Raw genomic sequence first — 21,085 nt, 5'->3', positions numbered from 1 at the left:
GTCTCGCACCTCACCCGACGTATTCGACCGTACCCACCGGACCTAAACCGCTCGACGCCCTGTCGAACACGTATATGCAGTTCTGTGACGACTGCGGCTCGATGATGGTCTCTCGCGACGGGGAGATGGTGTGTCAGAACGACGACTGCGGCGCCACGACCGAGCGCGACGAGGCGCTCGCCGCCGAGTTCGAGTCGACGACCGAACAGACCGGCGAAGAGGTGATCGAGACGGAGGAGGGTGCGAACTTCGAGGGGAAGCCCACCGCGAACGACATCGTCTGCGACGAGTGCGGCCACGGCGAGGCGTGGTACACGATCAAACAGACGGGCGCCGCCGACGAGCCGCCGACGCGCTTCTTCAAGTGCAAGGAGTGCGGCCACCGCTGGCGCGGGTACAACTGACCGGACGGCGTCGGGAGCCCTCGGGAACCCGCACGTGGCCCCGCGGGCGCACCTGCGGACGGGGGTACACCCCGCCCGCTGGCCGCGGGCGGCGGCCGAACTGATCGACGACCGCCGGTGCGCGCGCGGCGACGGCGTGGCGACGACGCGGCGTGAGCGGCGACACACCGCGGTTCCTGTTTCTTGTTGTCTTGTCTCGAAGTAGCACACACCACAGCGCCGCAGTCTGCCGGTTTATTCGAGTTGGTCGGATTTAAGCCCGTGAACTCGGTCGAAACGCGACTGAATCCCGCTGTAGCGTTTGGACGGTTCATACGGCTCGGCGCGGGAGGGAGAGGCACGATGAACACCGAACGAATCGCACTGGTCGCGGTGACGCTGGCGCTCGTCGTCGGCGGGCTCGCGACGCTGTTCGCGCCGACCGTCGTCTCCGGACCGGGCGGGGCTCCCGGACAGGCGGCAGTCACCACCGCCGTCGCCGACGGCGGGCTCGGATCGCTGTTCGGCGTCGCGCTCTGGGGCGTGACGCTCCTCTTCGGCGCGACGGCGCTCGTCTGGTTCGTGCTCACGGGGGTCGTTGGCGCGGGCTACGAGACGCCGCCGAACGAGTACGGCCTCGACGAGATACAGGTCCGGATCATGACCGTCGACGCCGCCGACGTCGTTCAGGACACGGTCGACTCGCTGCCAGAGGGGCTCGACGACATCCACGTGATCGCGGAGTCGGCCATCGACGTGGACGGGGCGACGGTCCACGCCGTCCCGGAGGAGTTCACGTGTGAGGCGGTCCGGAAGGGGCGCGCGCAGGAGTGGGCGCGGCAGGCGCTGGACTGCCGGACGGAGTTCGTCCTCTATCTCGACGAGGACAGCGTCGTGGAGTCGCTCGACGGGCTCCCGGACGCGGACATCGTCCAGCTCCGCGAGAAGCCCCGGCTCACGGGGTCGAACCTCAGCTACCTGGCCGACATGTACCGGATGGGCGTCCAGATCGAACAGCGCGCGTTCGCGCGGCTCTCGATCCCGCTGTTCGCGTGGGGCGGGGGCATCGCGGTCCGCACCGAGGTGGAGGAGAAGACCACGTGGGACCGCGAGACGCTGGTCGAGGACACCGCGTTCGTCTGGGCGGCCTTCCGGGAGTTCGACGTGACGTTCGCGCTGTCGGACGCCGTCTGTCGGAACGAGGCGCCGCCGTCGCTGTACGAGATCCTCCAGCAGCGCCGCCGCTGGGCGGCCGGGAACCTCAACGCGTCGGCGATGCTCCCGTTCCGGTACGAGCTGTTGACGCGGGTGCGGAACTACGCGTGGGCGCTCTCGCCGATCGTCACCCTGCTCGTCGTCCCGCTGTCGCTTTTGAGCGTGACCATTGCCTACAGCGGGCTGTTCTTCGCGGCGTCGATGGGGCTGGCGCTGTGTACCCTCGGCTGGTTCCTCCTCGGCGTCGGCTACTACGGCGACGACCACCGGCAGTGGGCGCTCGCGGTCCCGCTGGCGCCGCTGATCACCGTCGTCCACTCGATGGGAACGGTCGCCGGCATCCTCAAGCCGCCCGAGACGTTCCGGGTGACGACGAAGGTCGGCAGCGAGTAACCCGGCCGAGCGCGGTCGCTCAACGGAACTCGTTCTCGATTCGGGCGCGCCGACATCGACTCGGCTGGCGATCGCTCGTCACGACTTACAAATCGTCACCAAGCAGCGGCCCGAAAAACGCTGCCACCGCCTCACCCACCTTCGCGGTCCGCCCGACGAAGAAGTGGTCGGAGTCGAACGCGACCGTCTCGACGCTCAGTTCCTCCGCACGCTCGACCACGGGCTCCCAGTCGGCCGTTGAGTCCCGCGTGGCGTACAGGATCCGGGCCGGCACGTCCCGGGTGACCACCTCGTCCAGCGCGGCGACCGCGTCGACGTCGGGGTTCAGCCGGGCGGTCGGCGCGAGCGCGCAGACGCCCGCGAGTTCGGGCCGCGACGCGGCCGCGACGAGCGCGACCGTGCCGCCGAACGAGAAGCCGAACAGCCCGACGCGGTCGTAACGGTCGAGCGCCCAGCCGACCGCCGCGTCCGCGTCCGTGGTCTCGCCGTACCCCTCGTCCCAGTCGCCGTAGTCGAACCGGAGGCAGTCGACCCCGCGGTCGGTCAGGGCGTCGCTCGCGGCCGTCAAGCGTTCGTCGCCGCGATGACCGCGCTGTTGGGGGTGCGGGGCGCAGGCGACGACGACCGTCTCGGCGCGGGGCGCACCGCCGGACTCCCCCCGAGACCCGTCGCTCGCGGCGGTGTCGAGGGTGGCGCGCACGTCGCGGCCGCCGGGGATCAGGACGGTGTCAGTCACGGGGATCGGATACGGTGGAACCGGTCGACCCGATTCAGGGCACCTGCGTCACGCGGTCGACGCCGTCGAGGTCGGCGAGGTCGCCCGCGAGCGCAGCCTGATCGACGCCGGCCTCGTAGTAGAACACGATGTCGAAGGTGCCGCCGCGGAGCAGCTGCTGGCACTCCCAGACGAACGCCTCGTCGTCGAGCGTCAGCCCCTGAAACTGGTTCGACGAGAAGTTCGTGTCGTCGTTGCCCGCCTCGATGTACGTCTCGCCCTTCTCCGCGTGCTCGGCGATGACTTCGTTGGCGGCGACCGTCAGCTCGTGCATCTCCAAGTCCTGCTCACCCGCAAGATTCGTGTGGACGATACAGCCCACCAGCTCGATGTCGCCGGGCTCTAAGAGGGCCTTCGCACGGGTGTACAGGTCCGAATCGACGGTCTCGCTCATGGTCTCCCTTCCGGCTCCCGTAATAAACGGGTGACGGTTCGCGGGGCTGGCGGATTCCGGCGACGGCACGTCTCAGCGGCGGAGCGAGACGACGGCTCCGTCTTCGCCGTCGTCGGCCTCGATCAGCCCGTCGTCCGCGAGGTCGGCGACGAGGCCCCGGAGCCACTCCCTCCCGTGTTCCCCGTCCGGGGCGTAGTCGACGCGGATCCGGTGGCCGAGCGCGTCTATGTCCATCTCGTCGTGCTCGCCGAGGAGGCGGACGATCCGGCCGCGGAACTGCCGGCGGCTCCCCTCGAAGCTCGGCTGTTCGGGCACGTCGGGCGCGGTGAAGTCGCCCGTCTGGTAGGCGTGACACCACTCGCGCCACGGGCAGCCCGCCTCGTCACACCGTGGTTTCTTTCCGCAGGCGACGCCGCCGAGCTCCATGATCGCGTTGTTCCACACACGCGACTCTCCGGCCGGCATGAGCGCGTTCGCAACGGTTTCATAGTCCGGATCGTCCGCATTATGGATTTCTGCAAACGCGCGGTACAGCACCCGCTTCACGTTGGTGTCGACGACGGCGTCCCCGTTGTTGAACGCGAACGACGCCACCGCGTTGGCGGTGTACGGCCCGACGCCCATCAGCTCGCTCAGCTCGTCCGGGTCCTCGGGGAAGGCTCCGTCGTACTCCTCCTCGACCTGCCCGGCCGCCTCGTGGAGGTACTTCGCGCGGTTGTTGTAGCCGAGGGAGTGGTCCGACCAGAAGGCGACCACGTCGGCGCGGTCGGCGTCGGCGAGGGCCGCCGCCGTCGGCCACTCGTCGAGGAAGTCCTCCCACGCCGGCACGACGCGGTCGAGCTGGGTCTGCTGGCTCATCACCTCGCTGACGAGGATCTCGTAGGGGTCCTCGGTGCGGCGCCACGGGAACTCGCGGTGGTCCGCCTCGTACCAGTCGACGAGCGCGTCGCGGACCGCGTCGCGGTCGGCCGGGAGTTCCGGCGTGACCTCGTCGCCGTCGGCCGTCTCGCTGCCGCCTTCCGCGCCGTCACCGACCGCGCCCTCGCCCGCGGCCGCGCCGTCCGAATCGGTCATATCCACGGTCCGGGCGGCGGCGGTTTATCCGTGCTGGTCCCCGTCGACGCTGGTCGCCGCCATCGTCCGCGGGTCGCGGTCGAGACCGGGGTACTCCCCGCCGACCGCGTCCGGGTACAGCTTCGCCGGGTCGAACACCGTCGCGAACGCGCGCGGCTCGCGGACGCTCACGGGCAGGCGGTCGCGCAGCCCGGCGGCCGCCCCCGGACCCGTCAGCGAGGGGTCGAGGCTCACGACCTGCATCGCGCCGCCCCGATAGGCGGACGCCAGCGCGGGGTGATCGCCCGGCGGCTGCGCGATCGGCTCGCGCCACGACTCGACAGCGGTCCGCCAGTCCGCCGCCAAGTCGGGGGCCGCGAGCGAGGCGATCACCGCCTCGGCGTCGTCGAGGAGCGGGTCGCTGGCGACCAGCGTCGTCCACGCGTGCGACCGGAGCGCGTCGAGCGCCTCGCGGGCGTCGCCGCCGAGGAGGAGGTCCGCGGCGAGCGCGTCGGCGTCGGCGACGACGCGCGCGGGACTGGGGTCGAGGGGGTCGGCGACCGCATTCTCGTCGCCGGCGGCCTCGTCATTTCCATCTGTACCATCACTGTCTCCATCCGCTGTCGAACGCACGTCGTCGAGCGCGCGTCGCACGTCCGCCTCGTCGAGGTCGCCGTCGAACGCGGCCGCGCGCTCGAACAGGTCGGCGAAGGTCATACCCGCCGGTCGGCGCCGCGGGCGTATCGTCCTTGCGGCCGGCGCGGAGGCCGGACGTTATTGTCCGCCCCGCCGAAGCCCGTGGCGTGAGCGACCGAGCACACGACAGCCCGACCGTCGCGGTCCCGCAGATCCCCGTCGACGACCTCGACGCCGACGCGAACCTCGACCGGATCCGACGCCGAGCGGCCGACCTGCCGACGGACGTCGACCTCGCGGTCTTCCCCGAGTACGCGCTCACGGGGTTCGCGGCCAACGAACGGCTCCGGGAGGCCGCGTTGCCCCGAGACGCGGCGCGCGCACGGCTCGAATCCGTCGCCGAAGCCGCCGACGCGGCCGTGGTCGCGGGGTACGCCGAACGGGACAGGGCGGCCGTGTACAACGCGACCGCGTACGTTCCGCCGCCGGGACGGTCCCCGAGCGGCGATTCGAGCGCGGACGCGACTGACGGCGCCGGAGCGCACTCCGTCTACCGCAAACGACACCTGTGGGACGAGGAGGCCGCGTGGGTCGAACCCGGCGGCGACCGCGTCGTCGTCGAGACGCCGGCCGGACCGACGGGACTGCTGACCTGCTACGACCTCAACTTCGTCGGGGAGAGCGCGTGGTTCGCCGAGCGCGCGGTCGACGCCCTCGTCGTCGGCGGCGCGTGGCCCGCCGACCACGTCGCCAACTGGCGGCTCCTGTGCCGGGCCCGCGCGCTCGACGGCGTCAGGTGGGTCGTCGGCGCCGGACGCACCGGGACCGCGGGCGGCGAGCTGCCGGCCGACGAGGCGACCTACGCCGGCAACTCCCTCGTCGTCCGCCCCGACGGCGCGGTCGCGGCCGAACTTGATCGAGCGTCGACGACGCTGACCACGTCGCTCGACCGCGACACGCTCTCGGCACAGCGGGATCTGGTGGGGGCGGTCGGCCAAGATTGAAAATATTCTTTCAAAATCAGAAAAAGTAGTTTCTTCAGTAGGAACTTTTAAGTAGGTCGCGCGCGTACATAGAGACAGACATGAGTACACAGAAGCAGGCCCGTCAGCGATACGGCGACGTTCACGAGAGCGAAGCGCTCCGCGTCCCCGAAGAGAAGGCCGAACAGCTCGTCGACGCGCTCAACAGCGACCTCGCGGCGACGTACGTCCTCTACCACCAGGTGAAGAAGCACCACTGGCTCGTCGAGGGCGCCGAGTTCCTCGGCATCCACGAGTACCTCGGCGAGGTCGCGGCCGACCTCGAAGAGGGCGCCGACGTCCTCGCCGAGCGCGCACAGGCGCTCGGCGGCGTGCCGCTCTCCGGCGGCGCGAACTACGAGGAGCACGCGCCGGTGACCCCCGAGGACGCCGACGCCTACGACATCCGGACCTCCCTGGAACACGACCTCGAGATGTTCGGCGACATCACCGAGCAGCTCCGCGAGCACATCCAGCTCGCCAACAACCTCGGCGACTACAACACCGAAGAGCAGCTCCGCGAGATCCTCGAAGACGTCGAGGAACACGGCCACCACCTCGAGCACTACCTCGAAGACGACACGCTCGTCACGAGCGAGACGCTCGAATAGGCCGCCCGCGGCGGACTGCTTCCGGGGCGTTCCGGCGTTCGATTCTCCGTTTTTTCACGCACCCAGTGACTACGCCGCCGATACCGCCTCGCTTACTCGAGATCCGGTGCCCGCTCGCCCGCCGGGACGACGATCTCCAGCCAGTTCTCCTCGGGCGGCAGCGGACAGGAGAACGTCTCGCTGTACGCGCAGAAGGGGCTGTACGCGAGGTTGAAGTCGACCGTGACGCTGTCGCCGTCGTCGAGGTCGCGCTCGGGGGCAAGCTCCATGTACCGGCCCTGATGATACGTCTGCTGGCCGGTCGTCTTGTCGCGGAAGGGGACGAAGATGGCGCCGTCGTCGCCCTCCTGTCGGTAGCCCGCGAGCGTGTGTTCCTCGTCGTTCACCTCGAACGCGAACGTGACGATCCGGAGGTAGCGGACCGGATTGCTCGCGGTCGTCTCCATCTCGACCGGGTCCGGGTCGTCGTGGACGGTGACGGTCGCCTCGACGCGGTAGTCCGGGTCCGGCGGGAAGTAGTCCAGCCCGTCGAAGTCGTCGCGGTGCTCCGGGGGGATCGGGGACTGCGGGTGGTCGGCGAAGAACTCGTCTTTCTCCCGGCGGTTCGCGCGGAGTTCGTCGGCGTAATCCTCGCTCATGGGCGGTCCGACGAGCGCCGGCGGTTTCAGGGCCGCGGTTCGGGCGGGACGACGCGCCGCCAGACCCATCGGCGAGGCGGTCGCGGCGGCCTCACAGCGCCTGAAGATCGGCGAGGCAGTCGTCGAGGTCGCGGTTCGACGTCGCCAGCGATACCCCGTCGACGCGGGCGAGGTCAGCGGCGTGGTCCCAGAGGTCGCCGTCTTCGATCCCGTGGAGCACGACCGCGTTCGGCGTCGGGCTCACGACCCGCAGCGCGACCAGCGGCGACTCGCCGCGGGTCACCCGCGTGAACACGAGCGCGCGGTTCGTCGACTGGCCGTAGAGTCGGTAGAACTCCTCGCTGGAGAGCCGCGTGATCGCCTGGATCGAGTCGATGACGGTGTGGCCGTTCACGTGGTCGTGGTCGCCCCGGACGATCTCCGTCGCGCCCATCGCCTCGTAGAACTCCGACAGGGGGACCGCCGTCGAGTACTCGCGGAGGTCGTGGACGATGTCGCTCTCGAAGCCGGCCGAGAGCACCCGGGCGTGCTGGCGGAGGCGCCCGCCGCCGCGCCGCTCGTCGATGTCGAGCAGCCCCTCGACGGTCCGGCGAACGACGCCGATCCCCGGGCTCTCGCGGCGACCGCTCTCGTAGTCGGAGACGACCGACGAGGAGACGCCGAGCTGGTCGGCCAGCTCCGTCTGCGAGACGTCGAAGTCGGTCCGCCACTTCCGGAGGGTCGCTCCGGGGTCGTCGCTCAGCGTTATCTCGCCGGCGATCCGGCGGGAGAGCTCCTCACGTGCGTCGCTCATGCCGTGAACGGACGACCGAGCGCCGCAAAAGGGTACCGTTCGTCGCGCGTCGAAAGCCGCTCGGCCTACTCCAAGTACAGCGAGTAGACGATGACGGCGAACCCGACCGCCGTGAGGAGCCCGTCGATGGCGATGCCGACCGCGAGGTCTGCGCCGATGATCTGGTGGGAGACCCCGCCCAACAGCGCGCCGACGGTGACGATGCCGAAGCCGACGCCGAGCTCCCGGAGCGAGCGGTCGCCGGTCCGGTCGTACGCGCGGAGCGCGTAGTAGGTGATGCTGCCACCGAGTACTAGGATGGCGGTCTTTGCGGCGATGATAGTCAGGTCGATGTAGGGGTTCATGTTTCCTCTCGTAGCTCAGACCACAGGTCGGCCAGTCGCTCGTCTCGGGTCCGCTCGGGCCGAGAGAACTCCACGTCGAACTCGCGACCGTCTCCGTCGCCCTCCGCGCCGTCGTCGACGGAGACGGTGACGGCGTCGAACGACACCGAGTACCGCGTCGTGTGTTGCCCGTCCCGCCGAATGTCGGTCGACTCAGACAGCAGGGAGGCGTCGGTGAGCAGCTCCAGTTTCCGGTAGGTCGTCGACAGGGGGATGTCGCACTCCTCAGAGAGCTCGCTCGCGGTCTTCGGCTCGGTGAGCGCCGCGACGATCCGACGGGCCGCGTCGTCGGCCAGCGCGTCAAGCACCTCGTCGACCGACGGCGGCTCCGGGTCTCGCGACGGGTCCCGCACCATAGGTGGAAGTTCGGCCCGCGGAACTTAAACCATCGAACTTCGGTCCGGCGCCGGAGCGGTCCGACCGACGACGACCGGCGAACGAGGACCGGTCGGCGGACTCGCGTGCGGCCGAGTCACGGACGCGACGGCCGACCCCGCGATTCCACCCGTTTTTGTACGGCCGCGACGTATCGCGGCTCGATGGACACGTGGAAGCGGCGGGTCGTGTTGTACGCGGCCTTCCTCGGCGTCATGCTCACGGTCACCGCCGTCGCCTACCAGTGGGGGATGCGTGTCTTCGAGGACGCCCCCCGCACCCTGATCGAGTCGTTCCAGTTCGCGGTCGAGATGTTCACCACGACCGGGTTCGGCGGCGACTCGGCGTCGTGGCAGAGCCAGCAGATGCACGCGTTCGTCGCCGTGATGGACCTCGTCGGGATGGTGCTGCTCATCGGCGCGCTGCCGGTGGTCGCGACCCCGCTCCTCGAGTCCGCGTTCGCGACGACCGTCCCCCGGTCGCTGGAGGGCGACGCGGAGGGGCACGTCGTGGTCTGTTCCGACACCACGCGCTCCGACGCGCTCTTGGACGAGTTCGAGTCGGAGGCGGTGTCGTACGTGGTCGTCGAACCCGACCCCGACCGGGCGCTGGCGCTGTACGAGGCCGGGCACACGGTCATCCGGGCCGACCCAGAGACGACCGACGGGCTCTCCAGCGCGCGGCTGACGGACGCGCGTGCGCTCGTCACCGACGTCTCGGACCGGGTGGACGCGAGCATCGTCCTCGCCGCGAAGGAGCTCTCGACGGACGTCCGCGCCATAAGCGTCGTCGAGGACCCGACCCGCGAGCGGTACCACCGCCTCGCCGGCGCGGACGAGGTGCTCTCCCCGCGGTCGCTGCTCGGCGAGAGCCTCGCCTCGAAGGTGACGACGGCGGTGCGGACCGACCTCGACGAGGCGGTCGAAATCGGCGACTCGCTCCGGATCGCGGAGGTGTCGATCCACCACGGCAGCGGGCTCGCCGGGTCGACGCTCGCGGGGAGCCGGATCGGCGAACGGACCGGCGTCGACGTGATCGGCGCGTGGTTCAACGGATCGTTCGAGGCGGCCCCGCCGCCGGACGCGACGCTGTCTGCGGGGACAGTGCTCCTCGTCTCGGGGACCGAGGGACAGGTAGAGCAGCTCGTCGACCTGACCAACTCGGCGGCCCGCCGGTTCGGCGCCGGCGAGACCGTCGTCGTCGGCCACGGACAGGTCGGGAAGACCGTCGTGAACGCACTCGAGGAAGCGGACCTCCCCGTGACCGTCGTCGACCGCGACGGCGGCGAGGCGATCGACGTGGTCGGCGACGCGACCGACCCGGAGACGCTGCGGGCGGCCGGCGTCGCCGACGCGCGGACCGTCGTCCTCGCGCTCCCCGACGACACGACGGCCGAGTTCGCGACGCTCGTGGTCCGCGATCTGGCGCCGAACGTGGAACTGCTCGCGCGGGTCGAAGACCCCGAGAGCGTGCCGAAGATGCACCGGGCCGGCGCCGACTACGTCCTCTCCCTCTCGACGGTGACCGGTCGGATGTCGGCGTCGGCCGTCCTCGCGGACCGGGACGTGCTCTCGCTGGACACCCACGTCGAGGTCGTCAGGAGCGAGGCCCCCGCCTTGGTCGGCCGGACGATCGGGCAGGCGGCCGTCCGCGAGACCACCGGCTGTACCGTCATCGCCGTGGAGCGCGGCGACGGCCTCGTCACCGACGTGGGGCCGGAGACGCGGATCGAGCGGGGCGACGAACTCGTCGTCGCCGGCACCGACGAGGGCGTCCGCGCGTTCGAGCGCGCGTTCGCCTGAGTCGGCTCGGTCCCGCCCGTTCGGCTCGCGGCGCTGACTCGGCTCGCGGCGCCGATCCCGCCGGGACGAGTCGAACGGTTCAAGTATTCGCTGGCTGTTCATAACCGTATGAAAGATCAGGGACGCTCCACGCGCAAGCGGACCGGCGGCCGACTCAAGCACGCCTCGAACAAGAAGCGCCACCAGCTCGGCCGCGAGCCCGCCGAGACCACGGTCGGCGAGACGCGACTCCAGTACATCGACTCCCGCGGCACGGAGAAGAAGGTCCGCGCGCTCTCGACGAACGTCGCGCAGGTCGCCGACGGCGGCGAGGTCACCGAAGCCGAGATCGAGAACGTCGCCGACAACCCCGCGAACGTCAACTACGCCCGACGGAACATCGTCACGAAGGGCGCCGTCATCGAGACGTCCGCCGGCCGCGCCCGCGTCACCTCCCGCCCCGGCCAGACCGGTCAGGTCAACGCGGTTCTCCTCGACTGAGCGCGCCCTTTCTGAAGCTATTTCCCCCCGCGCACCCACCAGCCACGCGTGTACCTCGGCGTCGACGAAGCCGGAAAGGGGCCCGCGCTCGGACCGATGGCCGCGGCCGCGGTGATCGCCGACCCGACGAGCCTGCCCGCCGACGTGGACGACTCGAAGCGGATCGCGCCGGCTCGGCGCGAGGAGATGGCGACCGCCCTCCGGGACGACCCGGCCGTCGCCGTCGGCGTCGCCCGCGTCGAACCCACCGAGATCGACCGCCCGGACACCGACATGAACACGCTCACCGTCCGCGGACAGGCGCGGGCGGTCCGCGACGCCCTCGCCGACCGCCCCGCCGAAACCGCCGAGCCGGTTCGCGTCGTCGCCGACGCGGGCGACACCAGCGAGGAGCGGTTCGCGGAGCGGCTCGTGCGCTTCGTCGAGGGCGACGATGCGGACGAATCTGTCGGCGACGGGATATCCCTCCCCGCGGTCGACGTGACCGCCGCCCACGGCGCCGACGGGGACGACCCCGTCGTGGGCGCGGCGAGCGTCGTCGCCAAAACGGTCCGAGACGCCGCGATGGCAGATATCGACGCCGCCTATCCCGACTACGACGATCTGGGAAGCGGCTACCCGAGCGACCCCGCGACGCGGTCGTTCCTCGCCGCGTACGTCGGCGACCACGAGACGCTTCCCGACTGCGCGCGCACGTCGTGGAGCACCTGCGAGGACGCGCTCGCGGCCGCCGAGCAGTCGGCGCTCGACGAGTTCTGAAACGGAGGCAGGGGACGCCGCGTCAGACCAGCCCGGCGACGAGGCCGCCGACCGCCCCGACGAACGTCTCCCACACCGAGAAGCCGGTCAGGATCGCCAACACGGTGTCCGCGCCGAAGAAGGCGAACAGCAGCGCGGAGCCGAGGTGTGCGAGCCGCATGTCGACCCGCCCGGCGAACGTGTGGAAGAAGTACGCGTTCGCGAGGCTCACCGGGATGATCGCGAGCATCTCCCCGACCCAGATGGCGGAGGTCGCGCCGTACTGGACGGCCAAGCCGATCGTGACGAGCTGGGTCTTGTCGCCGAACTCGCCGGTCGCGGTGAGCGCGAAGATGGGCAGGAAGCCCCCGAGCGACCCCGAGTACTTGTCGAGCCGCCCCGGCAGCGAGAGGTCGTCGAACGCGGCCATCCCGCCGTCGGTCCGCTCCGCCTCGGGGTTCGTTCCGCGGGGTGGGGCGGAGCGGTACAGGAGCACCGCGAAGACGAAGAACAGCGCGGCGGTCACGACGTTGAGCGCGAGCGGCGGCAGCGCCGACTGGAGCGCCTGTCCGAACGCGATCTCGACGGCGGTCCACCCGGCGAACGCGGAGCCGGCCGCGGCGACGACGATCTTCGGGTCGTACTTCGTGGCGAGCCCGGCGATCATCAGTTGAACCTTCTCGCCCGGGAGCACCGCGAGCTGGGCGGCGAACGCGATGACGGCGATCTCGGCGTAGCCGGTCATGCGTCGCTCGCCTCCTGCCCGTCGCCGGCGGCGCTCGACTCCGCGGCGCGGCGGACGGATACGTGGTCCGCGACGGCCTCCGGCAGTCCGTGTTCGTCGCCGTCGCTCGTCCGCACGGTGACCAGCCCGAACGAGGCGACGTCGACGACTTCGACGGTCGTGCCCGGGGTGATCCCCGCGTCGACGAGGAACTCCAACACGTCGGGGTCGCGGTCGCTGATCCGGGCGACGGTTCCCCGTTCGCCGGGCTCTAAGGCCGCGACGAGCGCGGTTCCGGCGTCTTCCGGCGTCGACAGGTCCGCCGGCGGGATCGGGTCTCCGTGCGGGTCGGCGGCGGGGTAGTCGAGGATGCGCTCGACGCGCCGCGTGAACTCCTCGCTGACGTGGTGTTCGAGCGCGTCGGCCTCGTCGTACACCTCGGTCGCCGCGTAGTCCAACTGCTCGGCGAGGAACGCCTCGATGAGGCGGTGCCGGCGCACGACCTCCAGCGCGGCCACCTCGCCGGCGGGCGTGAGTTCGGCGCCCTTGTACTTCTCGCGGGAGAGCAGTCCCCGATCCGAGAGCGTCTCCACCATGCTCGTTACGGTCGCGGGAGTCTTGTCGAGCGCCTCCGCGATCTGGGAGGTCGAGACGGGCGCCTCCGCCCGCGACTCGATCCGATAGATCGCCTTGAGATAATCTTCGACGGCGTCGGTGGTCATGCCCGATTTTGACCGGTCTAAATTAATAATTTATTGGAAGCGCCGTCTGTTCTTGTCGAAGCCGCAACGAAGACGGAGTCGATCCCCTGATGGGGAAAAAGTCCACCGCGTGCGGGGAAAAGCCGATCGAACGTCACACAGGGCCGAGAGTAGGGGTCGAGGGCTCGACGCCGACTCACCTGACCGTCAGCAGGCGGCGCAGGATGTCGCCGTACGCGGGGCGGGTGATCAGCACGCCGATCAGCACACCGAGGACGGTGAAGATGGCGAACCCGGAGAGGTCGCCGAGCGACAGCACCATCAGCGGCGACATCGCGATGATCGTCGTGGCCGCGGCCGCCCCGATGACCCAGAACGCCCGACGGAACCGAGAGTCGAACACCTTCTTGGAGTTCACGTCGCCCTCGCTCATCACCTCGTCGGCGATGATGACGAGGTCGTCGACCCCGGTCCCGACCACGGCGATGAAGCCGGCGATCACCGCGAGTTCGAGCGGGTAGCCGAGCAGCGCCGCGAACCCGAGCAGGGCGTACACCTCGGCCAGCGCCGTGAGGATCATCGGCAGGGCCACGCGCGGTTCGCGGTAGCGGAGGAACACCATCCCGGCGACGGCGAACACCGAGAGCACCCCGATGACGACCGAGTACGTCCGGAAGTTCTCCCCCTGCGAGGCCGAGATGGACGACGAGGTCCCCTCGCCGCTGATGTCGAGGTCGGCCGGGAGCGCGCCGGCGCGGAGGTTCAGCGAGATGCGCTCCGCCTCGGCGAACTCCGTCGTCGTGAGCCGGAAGTTCCCGGTGTCGGCCCATGAGCCGGCCGCCATGCTGTCGGCGAGGCCCGGGTCCATCCCGAAGGAGTTGACGACCTCGCCGTCGACGACGAGGAGGAGGCACGGGTTCGAGTTCTCGATTTCTCCGGTCTCCGAGTTGTACCCGCACCGGTCCGCCTGCGTCTGGTACGCGTCGGCGAAGCCGCGCTGCTCCACGGCGTCTTGGAAAGCGTGCGCCGGCGACTGGCCGTTGTCGGCGGTGTTACGCACGGTGACGGGCACGTATGCCCCGGTGCCGCGCTCTCTCTGTGCCGCGGTCCCGATCGTCTCGAAGTCCCGTTGTACCAGCACGCCCTCTTGAACGGCAGTTCCGTTCGCGTCGGGGTACGCGATGTCGATCCGGACGGTCCCGCGCTCTTCGAGGAGGTCGATAACCTCTTCGCGGCCTTGGCCGGGGACTTCGACGAGGATGAAGTACTCGCCGGTGATCGACTGGACCTGCTGGACGCTTCCGCCGGAGAGGCCGGCCTGATTGATCTTCTCTTGGATGACGCCTATCGTCGCGTCGCGCGTCTGCTGGGTGACGCCCTCCCGGATGCCGCCGTACTCGTAGCCCGCGGCGTCCATCGCCGCGCGGAACTGCGACTCGGTCACCGACGCCTCCGTGACCTCCACCGCGCGCTCCTCGGGAACGACGCCGACGTCCACCGTCGACGCGTTGTCCAGCTCGGCCGCGACCGCCTCCGCGACCGCCTCGGGAGTCTCACCCCCGAGCGCGACGTCGGTGGCGGTGTACCCCGAGAGCGGCGCGCGGACCCGCGTCCCGCCCGCGAGGTCGAGCCCGTACTGGAGGTTCGTGATCCCCTGTTGGGCCTCGCTCGCGTTCTCGCCGGGCGCCGGCTCCGGACCGAACCCGGGGCCGAACAGCGCCACGGTCGAGCCGAGCACGACGACGACGAGCAGCAGGATCCGCCAGTTCTTCTTGATCGGTTCGAGCATCAGCGGGCCACCCCCTCGAACTTGTACCAGCGAAGCAGCGAGACGTTCAGCAGGTAGGTGTTCATCAGGTCGGCGCACAGTCCCACCGAGAGGATGATCCCGATGTCGCGGAGCAGGCCGATCCCGAACACCGAGGCGACGACCGCCATCACGACCATCGCGGCGATGGAGGTGAGCGTCATCGTCACCCCGGTCCGCATCGCGCGGCTGACCGACTCGTAGAACTCGCCGGTGCGGCGCAGCACGGAGTCGTTCAACAGGATGTCCGAGTCGACGCTGTACCCGATGATCATCAGCAGCGCCGCGATCGTCCCGAGCGTCATCTGGATCCCGAGGAGGTTCATCGCCGCGATGGGGATGACGAGGTCGGAGAACGCGGACGCGACGACCGCCAGCGAGGGGACGAACGTGCGGAACAGCGCGAAGACGAGGACGCTCATCCCGAGGAACGCGAGCGCCACGCCAAAGATCGCGGTCCGCGCGGTGTCGCTGGCGAAGCTCGGCGACACCTGGTCGACCGCGGTCGTCGTCAGCCCCGCCGCCTCCGCCTGATCTTGGAGGTCGTTCGCGAGCCCCTCCGGATCGTCTTCGGCCGCCTGGAACGTGACGACGACCACGTCGTCGCCGGGGATCGTCCGGACCGAGTCGGGCTCCCGCTCGAAGGCGGTCTGGATCTGTTGTTCGACGTCGCCCCCGTCGTCCGCGACTCGCAGCTCGACGCCGCCGGTGAACTCCAGTCCGAGGTTCGCCGGCGCACCGGTGGCGACGACCCACCCGCCGATGATCGCCAGCGCGAGGACCAGAAAGGCGAGCGGCACCGCCGCGAGCTGCCGGTTCGAGTAGTCGGTGTAGTTGACTTTCGGCACCTCGATCGCTACCATAAACACCGCTTCCCCCGCGTGCGCGAATAAGCCTTCTTATCTGGTGACCCGTCGGCGGGAACGGCGCCGCAGCCGCCCCCGTTACGGGAGGTATCGGACCGCCACGACGCCCGGTTCCGAGCGGATTTCGACGCGGTTCACGCCGAACCGGGCCGCGCGCGAGAGCGTCCCCTCGCGGTCGTCGATCACGTCCTCGACCGCCGCCTCGGTCTCCGCCTCCGGCGGCGTCAGCACGTGGACCTCGCCGACGCCCGCGCGCTCCTCCCGGGCGAGCTCCCCGGTCGGCGTCTCGGCGGCGAGTTCGCGCTCGTGGACGGTCGGCGGCTCCGGGCTCTCCTCGATCGACAGCGGCCGGCGCTCCGCCACCTCGATCACCTGATAGGTGACCTCCATCGGCGGGTCCGGGGCGACCGTCGCCTCGACGGCGTCGTCGACCGCCAAGCCGGGGTTCGAACTCAGCGTGTGTACCTGTCCGTCGTTGACGTCTTTCAGCACGGCAGAGTCGCTCTCGACGTGCGTGACGAGGAACGTGCTCTCCTTCTCGTCGGTCATTGCGCTCGGATAGGCGCTCGGGCGACTTCCGGCTTTCGAGCCGCGATGGGCGGGATGCCGCTCACGTCGACTCGTCGAGGTCGGCCGGCGTATCGCCGTCGGTCGCCGCGCCGTCGTCGTCTGCCCCGCCGCGAAGTCGGAAGTGCGTCGCGAAGACGGCGAGCGCGGCCGCGACGGGCGGGACGAACCCGGCCAACTGGGGGAGGTCGTACAGCGCGTTGAGGAGGACGGAGTCGCTCGGGTCCCGGAGCCCCTCCGGCGCCGAGATCACCATGGCGAGGTACAGAGAGAGCAGGAACAGGAAGCCGGCGACCCCCATCCACCGGTCGTACGTGTCGGCGACCCGGTCCCCGCGGCGGTGGCGGCGGGCGACGAACAGGATCGGCGCGAGCAGCGGCCCGACGGCGCCGAGCCCGGCGACCACGAACAGCGACCGCGAAAAGAGGAACGTCCCCCCCTGCGCCGAGACGGTCTCGCCCATCCAGACGACCAGAGCGAGTGTGACGACGACCGCGACGAACCCGGCCGCCAGCGCGCCGAGCGCGGCGTAGGCCCGCATGGTCCACGACTCGGTCGCGCGGAACGCGTAGGGGATCGCGCCGAACACCCCGCGGTAGGCATCTGCCATCACCCGTGGTAGGCGCGTCGGCGAATTAAACCCCTCGTCGGCGAGAAGCCATTTATACGCGCGGCCGGATCCTCCCACGTGGGTCTCTACGACGCCTACCTCGCGACGCGCCACCGCCTCCACGACGCCGAGCCGCCGGCACACGTCGCCTTGGTTCTCACCGAGCGCGACCTCCTCGCCGACGGCGCGTTCGACACGCTCTCGTCGGCGATCGGCTGGGCGTTCGAGTACGGCGCGGAGCGCGTCACCGTCTCCGTCTCCGTCCTCGACCGCGCGGTCGCCCCAACGCTCGTCCGAGAGCTACGCCGCCTCGACGCGCCCGCCGAGACGGTGGTCAGGGGTCCGGACGCCGACGGGTCGTCGGATCGGCGGAGCCCGGACACGACGGCGGAGTCCGACGCCGACGCCCCGGTTCGGATCCTGGTCGGGCTCGGCGGCAAAGCGGAGTTCGCCGGCGCGGTCCGCGAACTGGCGAGCGACGTCGCGGCCGGCGAGATACCGCCCGAGGCCATCGACGAGACCGACGTCGCGGAGCGGCTGCTGTTCCCCGAGGAGCCCGACCTGGTCATCAAGACCGGGGCCGAGCGGCTCTCCGACTTCGCAATCTGGCAGTCGGTGTACGCCGAACTCTACTTCACCGACGTGAACTGGCGCGACCTCCGCAGGCGGGAGTACCTCCGCGCGGTGTTGGATTATCAGAACCGGCAGCGCCGGTTCGGTCGGTGACTCAGAACTGACCCTGCCAGACGAAGGTGAAAAGCAGGGTAAACGCCACCAGCGCGCCCACCGTCGAGAGGATCGGCACGACGTTCTGCATCAGCACGACGCGTGCGCTCGTGGCCGGGTTGAACAGGTCCGACGCCGAGGGGATGTCGCTCGCGTCGCCCTCGCCGATCGCCGGCATCTCGTCGGCCGTCAGCGCGCCGACGGAGACTTTCGGCTCCTTCTCGCCTTTGATCCCCTGTCGCACGGTCACGGTGCGCGTCGCGCGCCCCCAGCCAAGCCCCACGATCGACATCGTCGCGATGATCACGAAGGAGGCGGGGATACCGACCGCCGAGAGGCTGATGACGATCCCCGAGGAGACGACCGCGACGACGATGGCGGCCGTCAGCGGGAGGTCGGTGATGTCGTTGCCGAGCGTGTCGAGGGTCCGCCGCGCGATGGTGAACGCGCCGACCGCGACCGCGGCGCAGCCGAGGAGGATCATCGGCGTCATCTCCACGCCGTCGAGCGCGACGAGCGGCGCGATGGCGTTGGCGATGTTCGAGGTCCCGGAGGAGAACGCCATCAGGCAGCCGATAGCGATGACGACGATCCCGCCCGTCAGTTCGCGCCGCGTCGTGTTGGGTCCGGGGACCGGCTTTGGGATCAGCCCCGATCGGTCGAACTCGAACAGCGCGCCCTCGGTACTCTCGATCGCCACCCAGCGGTCGATCGCCGAGTAGAAGTAGCGACCGACGACCCCCGACACCCAGAACCCGATGATCGGCGCGACGAGCCACCAGATCGCGATCTCGCCCATCACGGCCCAGTCGAGGGTGTTCGTCGCGATGCCCAGCCCCGCGATGGCACCCACCGCCGTCATCGACGTCGACGCCGGCACGCCGGCGAAGTTGCCGATGAACAGCGCGCCGCCGATGAAGAAGAGCACGATGATGCTCGTCTCCAGCGTGAACACGCTCGCCCCGGTGACGAGGTCCTCGCCCAGCGTCGTCACCACGCGCCGTCCCAGCGTCGCCGCGCCGATGAAGAAGAACACGGACATCAGCGCCGCCGCGCCCGCCTTCGATAACACGTTCGCCCCGACCGCCGGCCCGAACGCCGGTCCCGTCGTCGCCCCGCCGATGTTGTATCCGACGAACGCCGCCACCGCGAGGCCGACGAGAAGAAGAATCTCAATCATATACGCAGATAGAGAACGCACGCGCTGTTAAACGGACGGGGTCCGTCCGCGTCAGCGCCGCCCGCCCGAGGGTCGCCCCCGGTCACGAGTCATAACGGTGGCGCGTGCCGACGAGCAGCCGTCAGGCTGCGAGTCGCACGCGCGAGGGAGTCGCTGGCGGCCGGAGCGGAGCGACGGCCGCCAGCGACGAGGCTGGGGAGGCGTGAGGTGCTGTGCGGTCCGCGAGAGAAACGCCAATTCCACGGCGACTGCGACCGACAGGAATCCCTTTTTGAGTCGACTCATAACCTTAGAAGCAGCACCGGCCGAGACTCGCGTGAGCAGAGCGAACGGGAGTCAGGCCGGGGCACGACGGCAGGGAGTGCACCGGCCGAGATTTGAACTCAGAATCAGACGTGCTCGCTCACGGCTCGTTCCGCTCGCCGTTTGCTGCGCCCGACTGATAGCGTTCAAATCTCTCTCGGTGATTTTGCTCACTTCGTTCGCAAGTCCGCTGAGCGGAGCGAAGCGGACGCTGACTGACGCAGTCAGTCAGAAAATGCACCGGCCGAGATTTGAACTCGGGTTGCAACCATGGCAAGGTTGCGTGATACCACTACACTACCGGTGCGTGCTTCGCACTTGCTGGTTTGTCAGAGACTCACTTAAGTCTGTCACCTCGGGACGGCGGCGCGGTGCGTCGGCCCGACGCCCCCGCCTCACCGCTCGCGTCGCCGAGCGATCTCCGCCGCGTGGGCCTCGTGGAGTTCGGCGAACGCCGCGGCCTCCGCATCCTCCTGCGTCCCGTCGTCGCGTCGGTCGCGGAGCCGGCACTTGATCGCCGCGAGCGCGTCACCCTCGCCCGCGGCGATCTCGTTGGCCACCGAGCGCGGATCGTCAACGACGCGCGAGACGAGCCCGGTCCGGAGAGCCGCCTCCGCGTCGAGGACTCGCCCCGAGAGCGCGAAGTCGAGCGCGTCGCCCTCGCCCATGACGCGCGGAAGTCTGACGGTCCCGCCCCACGCGCCGAACAGCCCGAGGGAGACGCCGGGTTCGCCCAGCGTCGCCCCCGGGGTCGCGACGCGGACGTCCGCCGAAAGCGCCAGCTCCACTCCGCCCCCGCGGGCCGGTCCGTCGATCCCGCAGACGACGACCGACGGCGACTCCTCGATCGCAGCGGCCGCGCGTTGCCCCCGCCGCGCGAACGCCGCCGGATCGTCGAGCGCGGCGACCGCGTCGAGGTCGGCGCCCGCACAGAAGGCGTCGCCCGCGCCGCGGAGGAGCGTCACCGGCGGGTTCGATTCGCTCCCCGTCCCGTCGAACGCCTCGCGGAGGGCGGTCAGATCGTCGGGGCGGAGCGCGTTGCGCGCCTCGGGGCGGTCGAGCGTGACGACGCGCACGTCGCCGTCGGTTCGTGTTCGAATCACGGTACGGGATTCCGTTCGTTTCCAAAGGTCTTTGCCCTTCGCTCGTCTACTGAACGGCAATGGACGATGCCGCGCGAGCGCGTGACGCCGCGCGTGAGGCGCTCGCGGACGTCGAACCCGAACAGCTCCGCGAGGCCCTCGACGACCGCCTCCTCGACGCGGCGGTGACCCCCGGCGTGCTGGCGCTGGTCACCGCTCGCGCGCTGGAGCCCGACGTCGACCTCGGCGACGTTGGCGACCGCGCCGCGGGCGTGCAACTCATCTACGAGGGGCTGCGGCTCACCCGCACGGTCGCCCGCGACGAGCCGTGGGTGACAGCGGCGACCGCCGCGGCCGACATCGACGCCGACATGGAGATCCTCGCCGCCGACGTACTCGTCTCGCGCGGCTTCTCGCTGCTTGCGTGTACCGACGCCGCCCGCCCCGCGGTCGACGTGGTTCGCGCGTTCGGCCGCGACCAGACGCTGCGCGACCGCGAGGGGACGGACGCCGAGGCGGCGGCCACGCTCGACCGGAACCTGGAGGTGGACGCGCTGGAACTCGCGGTCGTCGCCGGCACCACCGCCGTCGGCGGCGACCCGCCCGAGGAACTGCTCGCGTACGCCCGCGACCTCGCGGCCGACTGCGAGGGGGAGTTCCCGCCCGCCGGCCGAGCGCTGCCCGAGACGACCGCCGACCGCATCGCGGACATCTCGGACCGCGCCGTCAGCGCGACCGACCGGTGATCGGCGCGGGGACGACGCCCGGAGCGGTCCCGATTCCCGGACGCCGCGCCCGCGAATCGAAACCCATAAAGTCGAATCCGGT

25 protein-coding genes and 1 tRNA gene are annotated in these 21,085 nt (G+C 70.2%); 9 read left to right on the top strand and 17 right to left on the bottom strand.

Translation table 11 applies throughout. The annotated features are described in order from the left end of the window. The first annotated feature begins 74 nt into the window (after positions 1 to 74). Both C463_RS04960 and C463_RS04955 read left to right on the top strand, forming a co-directional pair. A complete protein-coding gene (locus C463_RS04960; RefSeq protein ID WP_008441623.1) occupies positions 75 to 404 on the top strand; it encodes a transcription factor S in 330 nt (109 codons plus the stop codon). A gap of 342 nt (positions 405 to 746) precedes the next feature. Beyond that, on the top strand, positions 747 to 1,991 hold the full coding sequence (locus C463_RS04955; RefSeq protein WP_008441622.1) for a glycosyltransferase family 2 protein: 1,245 nt from the start codon (positions 747 to 749) through the stop codon (positions 1,989 to 1,991). A gap of 85 nt (positions 1,992 to 2,076) precedes the next feature. Here C463_RS04955 and C463_RS04950 read toward each other — a convergent pair whose 3' ends face one another. The 4 genes from C463_RS04950 to C463_RS04935 form a co-directional block, all read right to left on the bottom strand. Continuing rightward, positions 2,077 to 2,727 (bottom strand): alpha/beta hydrolase, encoded by a 651-nt coding sequence (locus C463_RS04950; RefSeq protein WP_008441621.1) that lies wholly within the window; start codon positions 2,725 to 2,727, stop codon positions 2,077 to 2,079. 34 nt (positions 2,728 to 2,761) lie between these two features. Then, on the bottom strand, positions 2,762 to 3,160 hold the full coding sequence (locus C463_RS04945) for a DUF5778 family protein (RefSeq protein ID WP_008441620.1): 399 nt from the start codon (positions 3,158 to 3,160) through the stop codon (positions 2,762 to 2,764). A 72-nt stretch (positions 3,161 to 3,232) separates the two neighbouring features. Continuing rightward, entirely contained in the window at positions 3,233 to 4,234 is a 1,002-nt protein-coding gene (locus C463_RS04940; RefSeq protein ID WP_008441619.1) for an A/G-specific adenine glycosylase, read from the bottom strand. Positions 4,235 to 4,258: 24 nt separating this feature from the next. Continuing rightward, positions 4,259 to 4,930, bottom strand: a complete 672-nt coding sequence (locus tag C463_RS04935; RefSeq protein WP_008441618.1) for a DUF7384 family protein — start codon at positions 4,928 to 4,930, stop codon at positions 4,259 to 4,261. An 86-nt stretch (positions 4,931 to 5,016) separates the two neighbouring features. Between C463_RS04935 and C463_RS04930 the strand changes: the two genes are divergently transcribed. Both C463_RS04930 and dpsA read left to right on the top strand, forming a co-directional pair. Next, positions 5,017 to 5,853 carry a carbon-nitrogen hydrolase family protein gene (locus C463_RS04930; protein ID WP_008441617.1) on the top strand — a complete coding sequence of 279 codons (837 nt, stop codon included), beginning with the start codon at positions 5,017 to 5,019 and terminating at the stop codon, positions 5,851 to 5,853. Positions 5,854 to 5,933: 80 nt separating this feature from the next. Beyond that, positions 5,934 to 6,482, top strand: coding sequence for a DNA starvation/stationary phase protection protein DpsA (dpsA, locus tag C463_RS04925; RefSeq protein ID WP_008441616.1), 549 nt, complete (start codon positions 5,934 to 5,936; stop codon positions 6,480 to 6,482). 92 nt (positions 6,483 to 6,574) lie between these two features. Here the strand turns inward: dpsA and C463_RS04920 are convergent, their stop codons facing one another. The 4 genes from C463_RS04920 to C463_RS04905 form a co-directional block, all read right to left on the bottom strand. Further along, the gene (locus C463_RS04920; RefSeq protein ID WP_008441615.1) at positions 6,575 to 7,120 is read right to left on the bottom strand and encodes a DUF1684 domain-containing protein; all 546 of its coding nucleotides are present in this window, start codon (positions 7,118 to 7,120) and stop codon (positions 6,575 to 6,577) included. Positions 7,121 to 7,211: 91 nt separating this feature from the next. Continuing rightward, entirely contained in the window at positions 7,212 to 7,913 is a 702-nt protein-coding gene (locus tag C463_RS04915) for a helix-turn-helix domain-containing protein (RefSeq protein WP_008441608.1), read from the bottom strand. Positions 7,914 to 7,978: 65 nt separating this feature from the next. Beyond that, positions 7,979 to 8,257: a DUF7521 family protein gene (locus tag C463_RS04910; RefSeq protein WP_008441606.1), complete on the bottom strand. Its 279-nt coding sequence runs from the start codon at positions 8,255 to 8,257 to the stop codon at positions 7,979 to 7,981. Further along, positions 8,254 to 8,652, bottom strand: coding sequence for an ArsR/SmtB family transcription factor (locus C463_RS04905; protein ID WP_008441604.1), 399 nt, complete (start codon positions 8,650 to 8,652; stop codon positions 8,254 to 8,256). The genes C463_RS04910 and C463_RS04905 overlap by 4 nt, the downstream gene beginning before the upstream one ends. Before the next feature lie 183 nt (positions 8,653 to 8,835). Here C463_RS04905 and C463_RS04900 point away from each other — a divergent pair, with 183 nt between their 5' ends. The 3 genes from C463_RS04900 (at position 8,836) to rnhB (ending at position 11,712) form a co-directional block, all read left to right on the top strand. Beyond that, complete coding sequence (locus tag C463_RS04900) at positions 8,836 to 10,473, top strand: potassium channel family protein (protein ID WP_008441595.1); 1,638 nt, start codon at positions 8,836 to 8,838, stop codon at positions 10,471 to 10,473. A gap of 108 nt (positions 10,474 to 10,581) precedes the next feature. After that, positions 10,582 to 10,953: a 30S ribosomal protein S8e gene (locus C463_RS04895; protein WP_008441593.1), complete on the top strand. Its 372-nt coding sequence runs from the start codon at positions 10,582 to 10,584 to the stop codon at positions 10,951 to 10,953. Between the two features lie 48 nt (positions 10,954 to 11,001). Further along, positions 11,002 to 11,712 (top strand): ribonuclease HII, encoded by a 711-nt coding sequence (gene rnhB, locus C463_RS04890; RefSeq protein WP_008441591.1) that lies wholly within the window; start codon positions 11,002 to 11,004, stop codon positions 11,710 to 11,712. 22 nt (positions 11,713 to 11,734) lie between these two features. Here rnhB and C463_RS04885 read toward each other — a convergent pair whose 3' ends face one another. From C463_RS04885 to C463_RS04860, 6 genes are all read right to left on the bottom strand, one after another. Continuing rightward, entirely contained in the window at positions 11,735 to 12,436 is a 702-nt protein-coding gene (locus C463_RS04885) for a TMEM165/GDT1 family protein (RefSeq protein WP_008441589.1), read from the bottom strand. After that, positions 12,433 to 13,137, bottom strand: coding sequence for a metal-dependent transcriptional regulator (locus C463_RS04880; protein WP_008441587.1), 705 nt, complete (start codon positions 13,135 to 13,137; stop codon positions 12,433 to 12,435). Before C463_RS04880 ends, C463_RS04885 begins: the two co-directional genes overlap by 4 nt. A 175-nt stretch (positions 13,138 to 13,312) precedes the next feature. Continuing rightward, positions 13,313 to 14,905, bottom strand: coding sequence for a preprotein translocase subunit SecD (locus C463_RS04875; protein WP_008441581.1), 1,593 nt, complete (start codon positions 14,903 to 14,905; stop codon positions 13,313 to 13,315). After that, on the bottom strand, positions 14,905 to 15,786 hold the full coding sequence (secF, locus tag C463_RS04870) for a protein translocase subunit SecF (RefSeq protein WP_008441579.1): 882 nt from the start codon (positions 15,784 to 15,786) through the stop codon (positions 14,905 to 14,907). The genes C463_RS04875 and secF overlap by 1 nt, the downstream gene beginning before the upstream one ends. Positions 15,787 to 15,867: 81 nt before the next feature. Beyond that, positions 15,868 to 16,338 carry a DUF5812 family protein gene (locus tag C463_RS04865; protein ID WP_008441577.1) on the bottom strand — a complete coding sequence of 157 codons (471 nt, stop codon included), beginning with the start codon at positions 16,336 to 16,338 and terminating at the stop codon, positions 15,868 to 15,870. Between the two features lie 61 nt (positions 16,339 to 16,399). Then, positions 16,400 to 16,966 carry a hypothetical protein gene (locus C463_RS04860; protein ID WP_008441576.1) on the bottom strand — a complete coding sequence of 189 codons (567 nt, stop codon included), beginning with the start codon at positions 16,964 to 16,966 and terminating at the stop codon, positions 16,400 to 16,402. A gap of 78 nt (positions 16,967 to 17,044) precedes the next feature. On the opposite strand from C463_RS04860, the gene C463_RS04855 reads away from it, so the two are divergent. Beyond that, positions 17,045 to 17,692, top strand: coding sequence for an undecaprenyl diphosphate synthase family protein (locus C463_RS04855; RefSeq protein WP_008441574.1), 648 nt, complete (start codon positions 17,045 to 17,047; stop codon positions 17,690 to 17,692). Position 17,693: 1 nt separating this feature from the next. On the opposite strand, the gene C463_RS04850 is transcribed toward C463_RS04855, so the two are convergent. The 3 genes from C463_RS04850 to C463_RS04840 form a co-directional block, all read right to left on the bottom strand. Further along, on the bottom strand, positions 17,694 to 18,872 hold the full coding sequence (locus C463_RS04850) for an inorganic phosphate transporter (RefSeq protein WP_008441573.1): 1,179 nt from the start codon (positions 18,870 to 18,872) through the stop codon (positions 17,694 to 17,696). 539 nt (positions 18,873 to 19,411) lie between these two features. After that, positions 19,412 to 19,482: transfer RNA gene (locus C463_RS04845), tRNA-Gly, on the bottom strand. An 88-nt stretch (positions 19,483 to 19,570) separates the two neighbouring features. Further along, on the bottom strand, positions 19,571 to 20,278 hold the full coding sequence (locus tag C463_RS04840; RefSeq protein WP_008441572.1) for an enoyl-CoA hydratase/isomerase family protein: 708 nt from the start codon (positions 20,276 to 20,278) through the stop codon (positions 19,571 to 19,573). 59 nt (positions 20,279 to 20,337) lie between these two features. Between C463_RS04840 and C463_RS04835 the strand changes: the two genes are divergently transcribed. Then, on the top strand, positions 20,338 to 21,003 hold the full coding sequence (locus C463_RS04835; protein ID WP_008441571.1) for a DUF7114 family protein: 666 nt from the start codon (positions 20,338 to 20,340) through the stop codon (positions 21,001 to 21,003). Positions 21,004 to 21,085 lie beyond the last annotated feature (82 nt).

It is taken from the genome of Halorubrum californiense DSM 19288, from assembly GCF_000336875.1.
GTDB classification, from domain to species: Archaea; Halobacteriota; Halobacteria; order Halobacteriales; family Haloferacaceae; genus Halorubrum; species Halorubrum californiense.
Note: the sequence above shows the minus strand (reverse complement) of the source record. Positions and strands in the feature narration are given on the sequence as shown.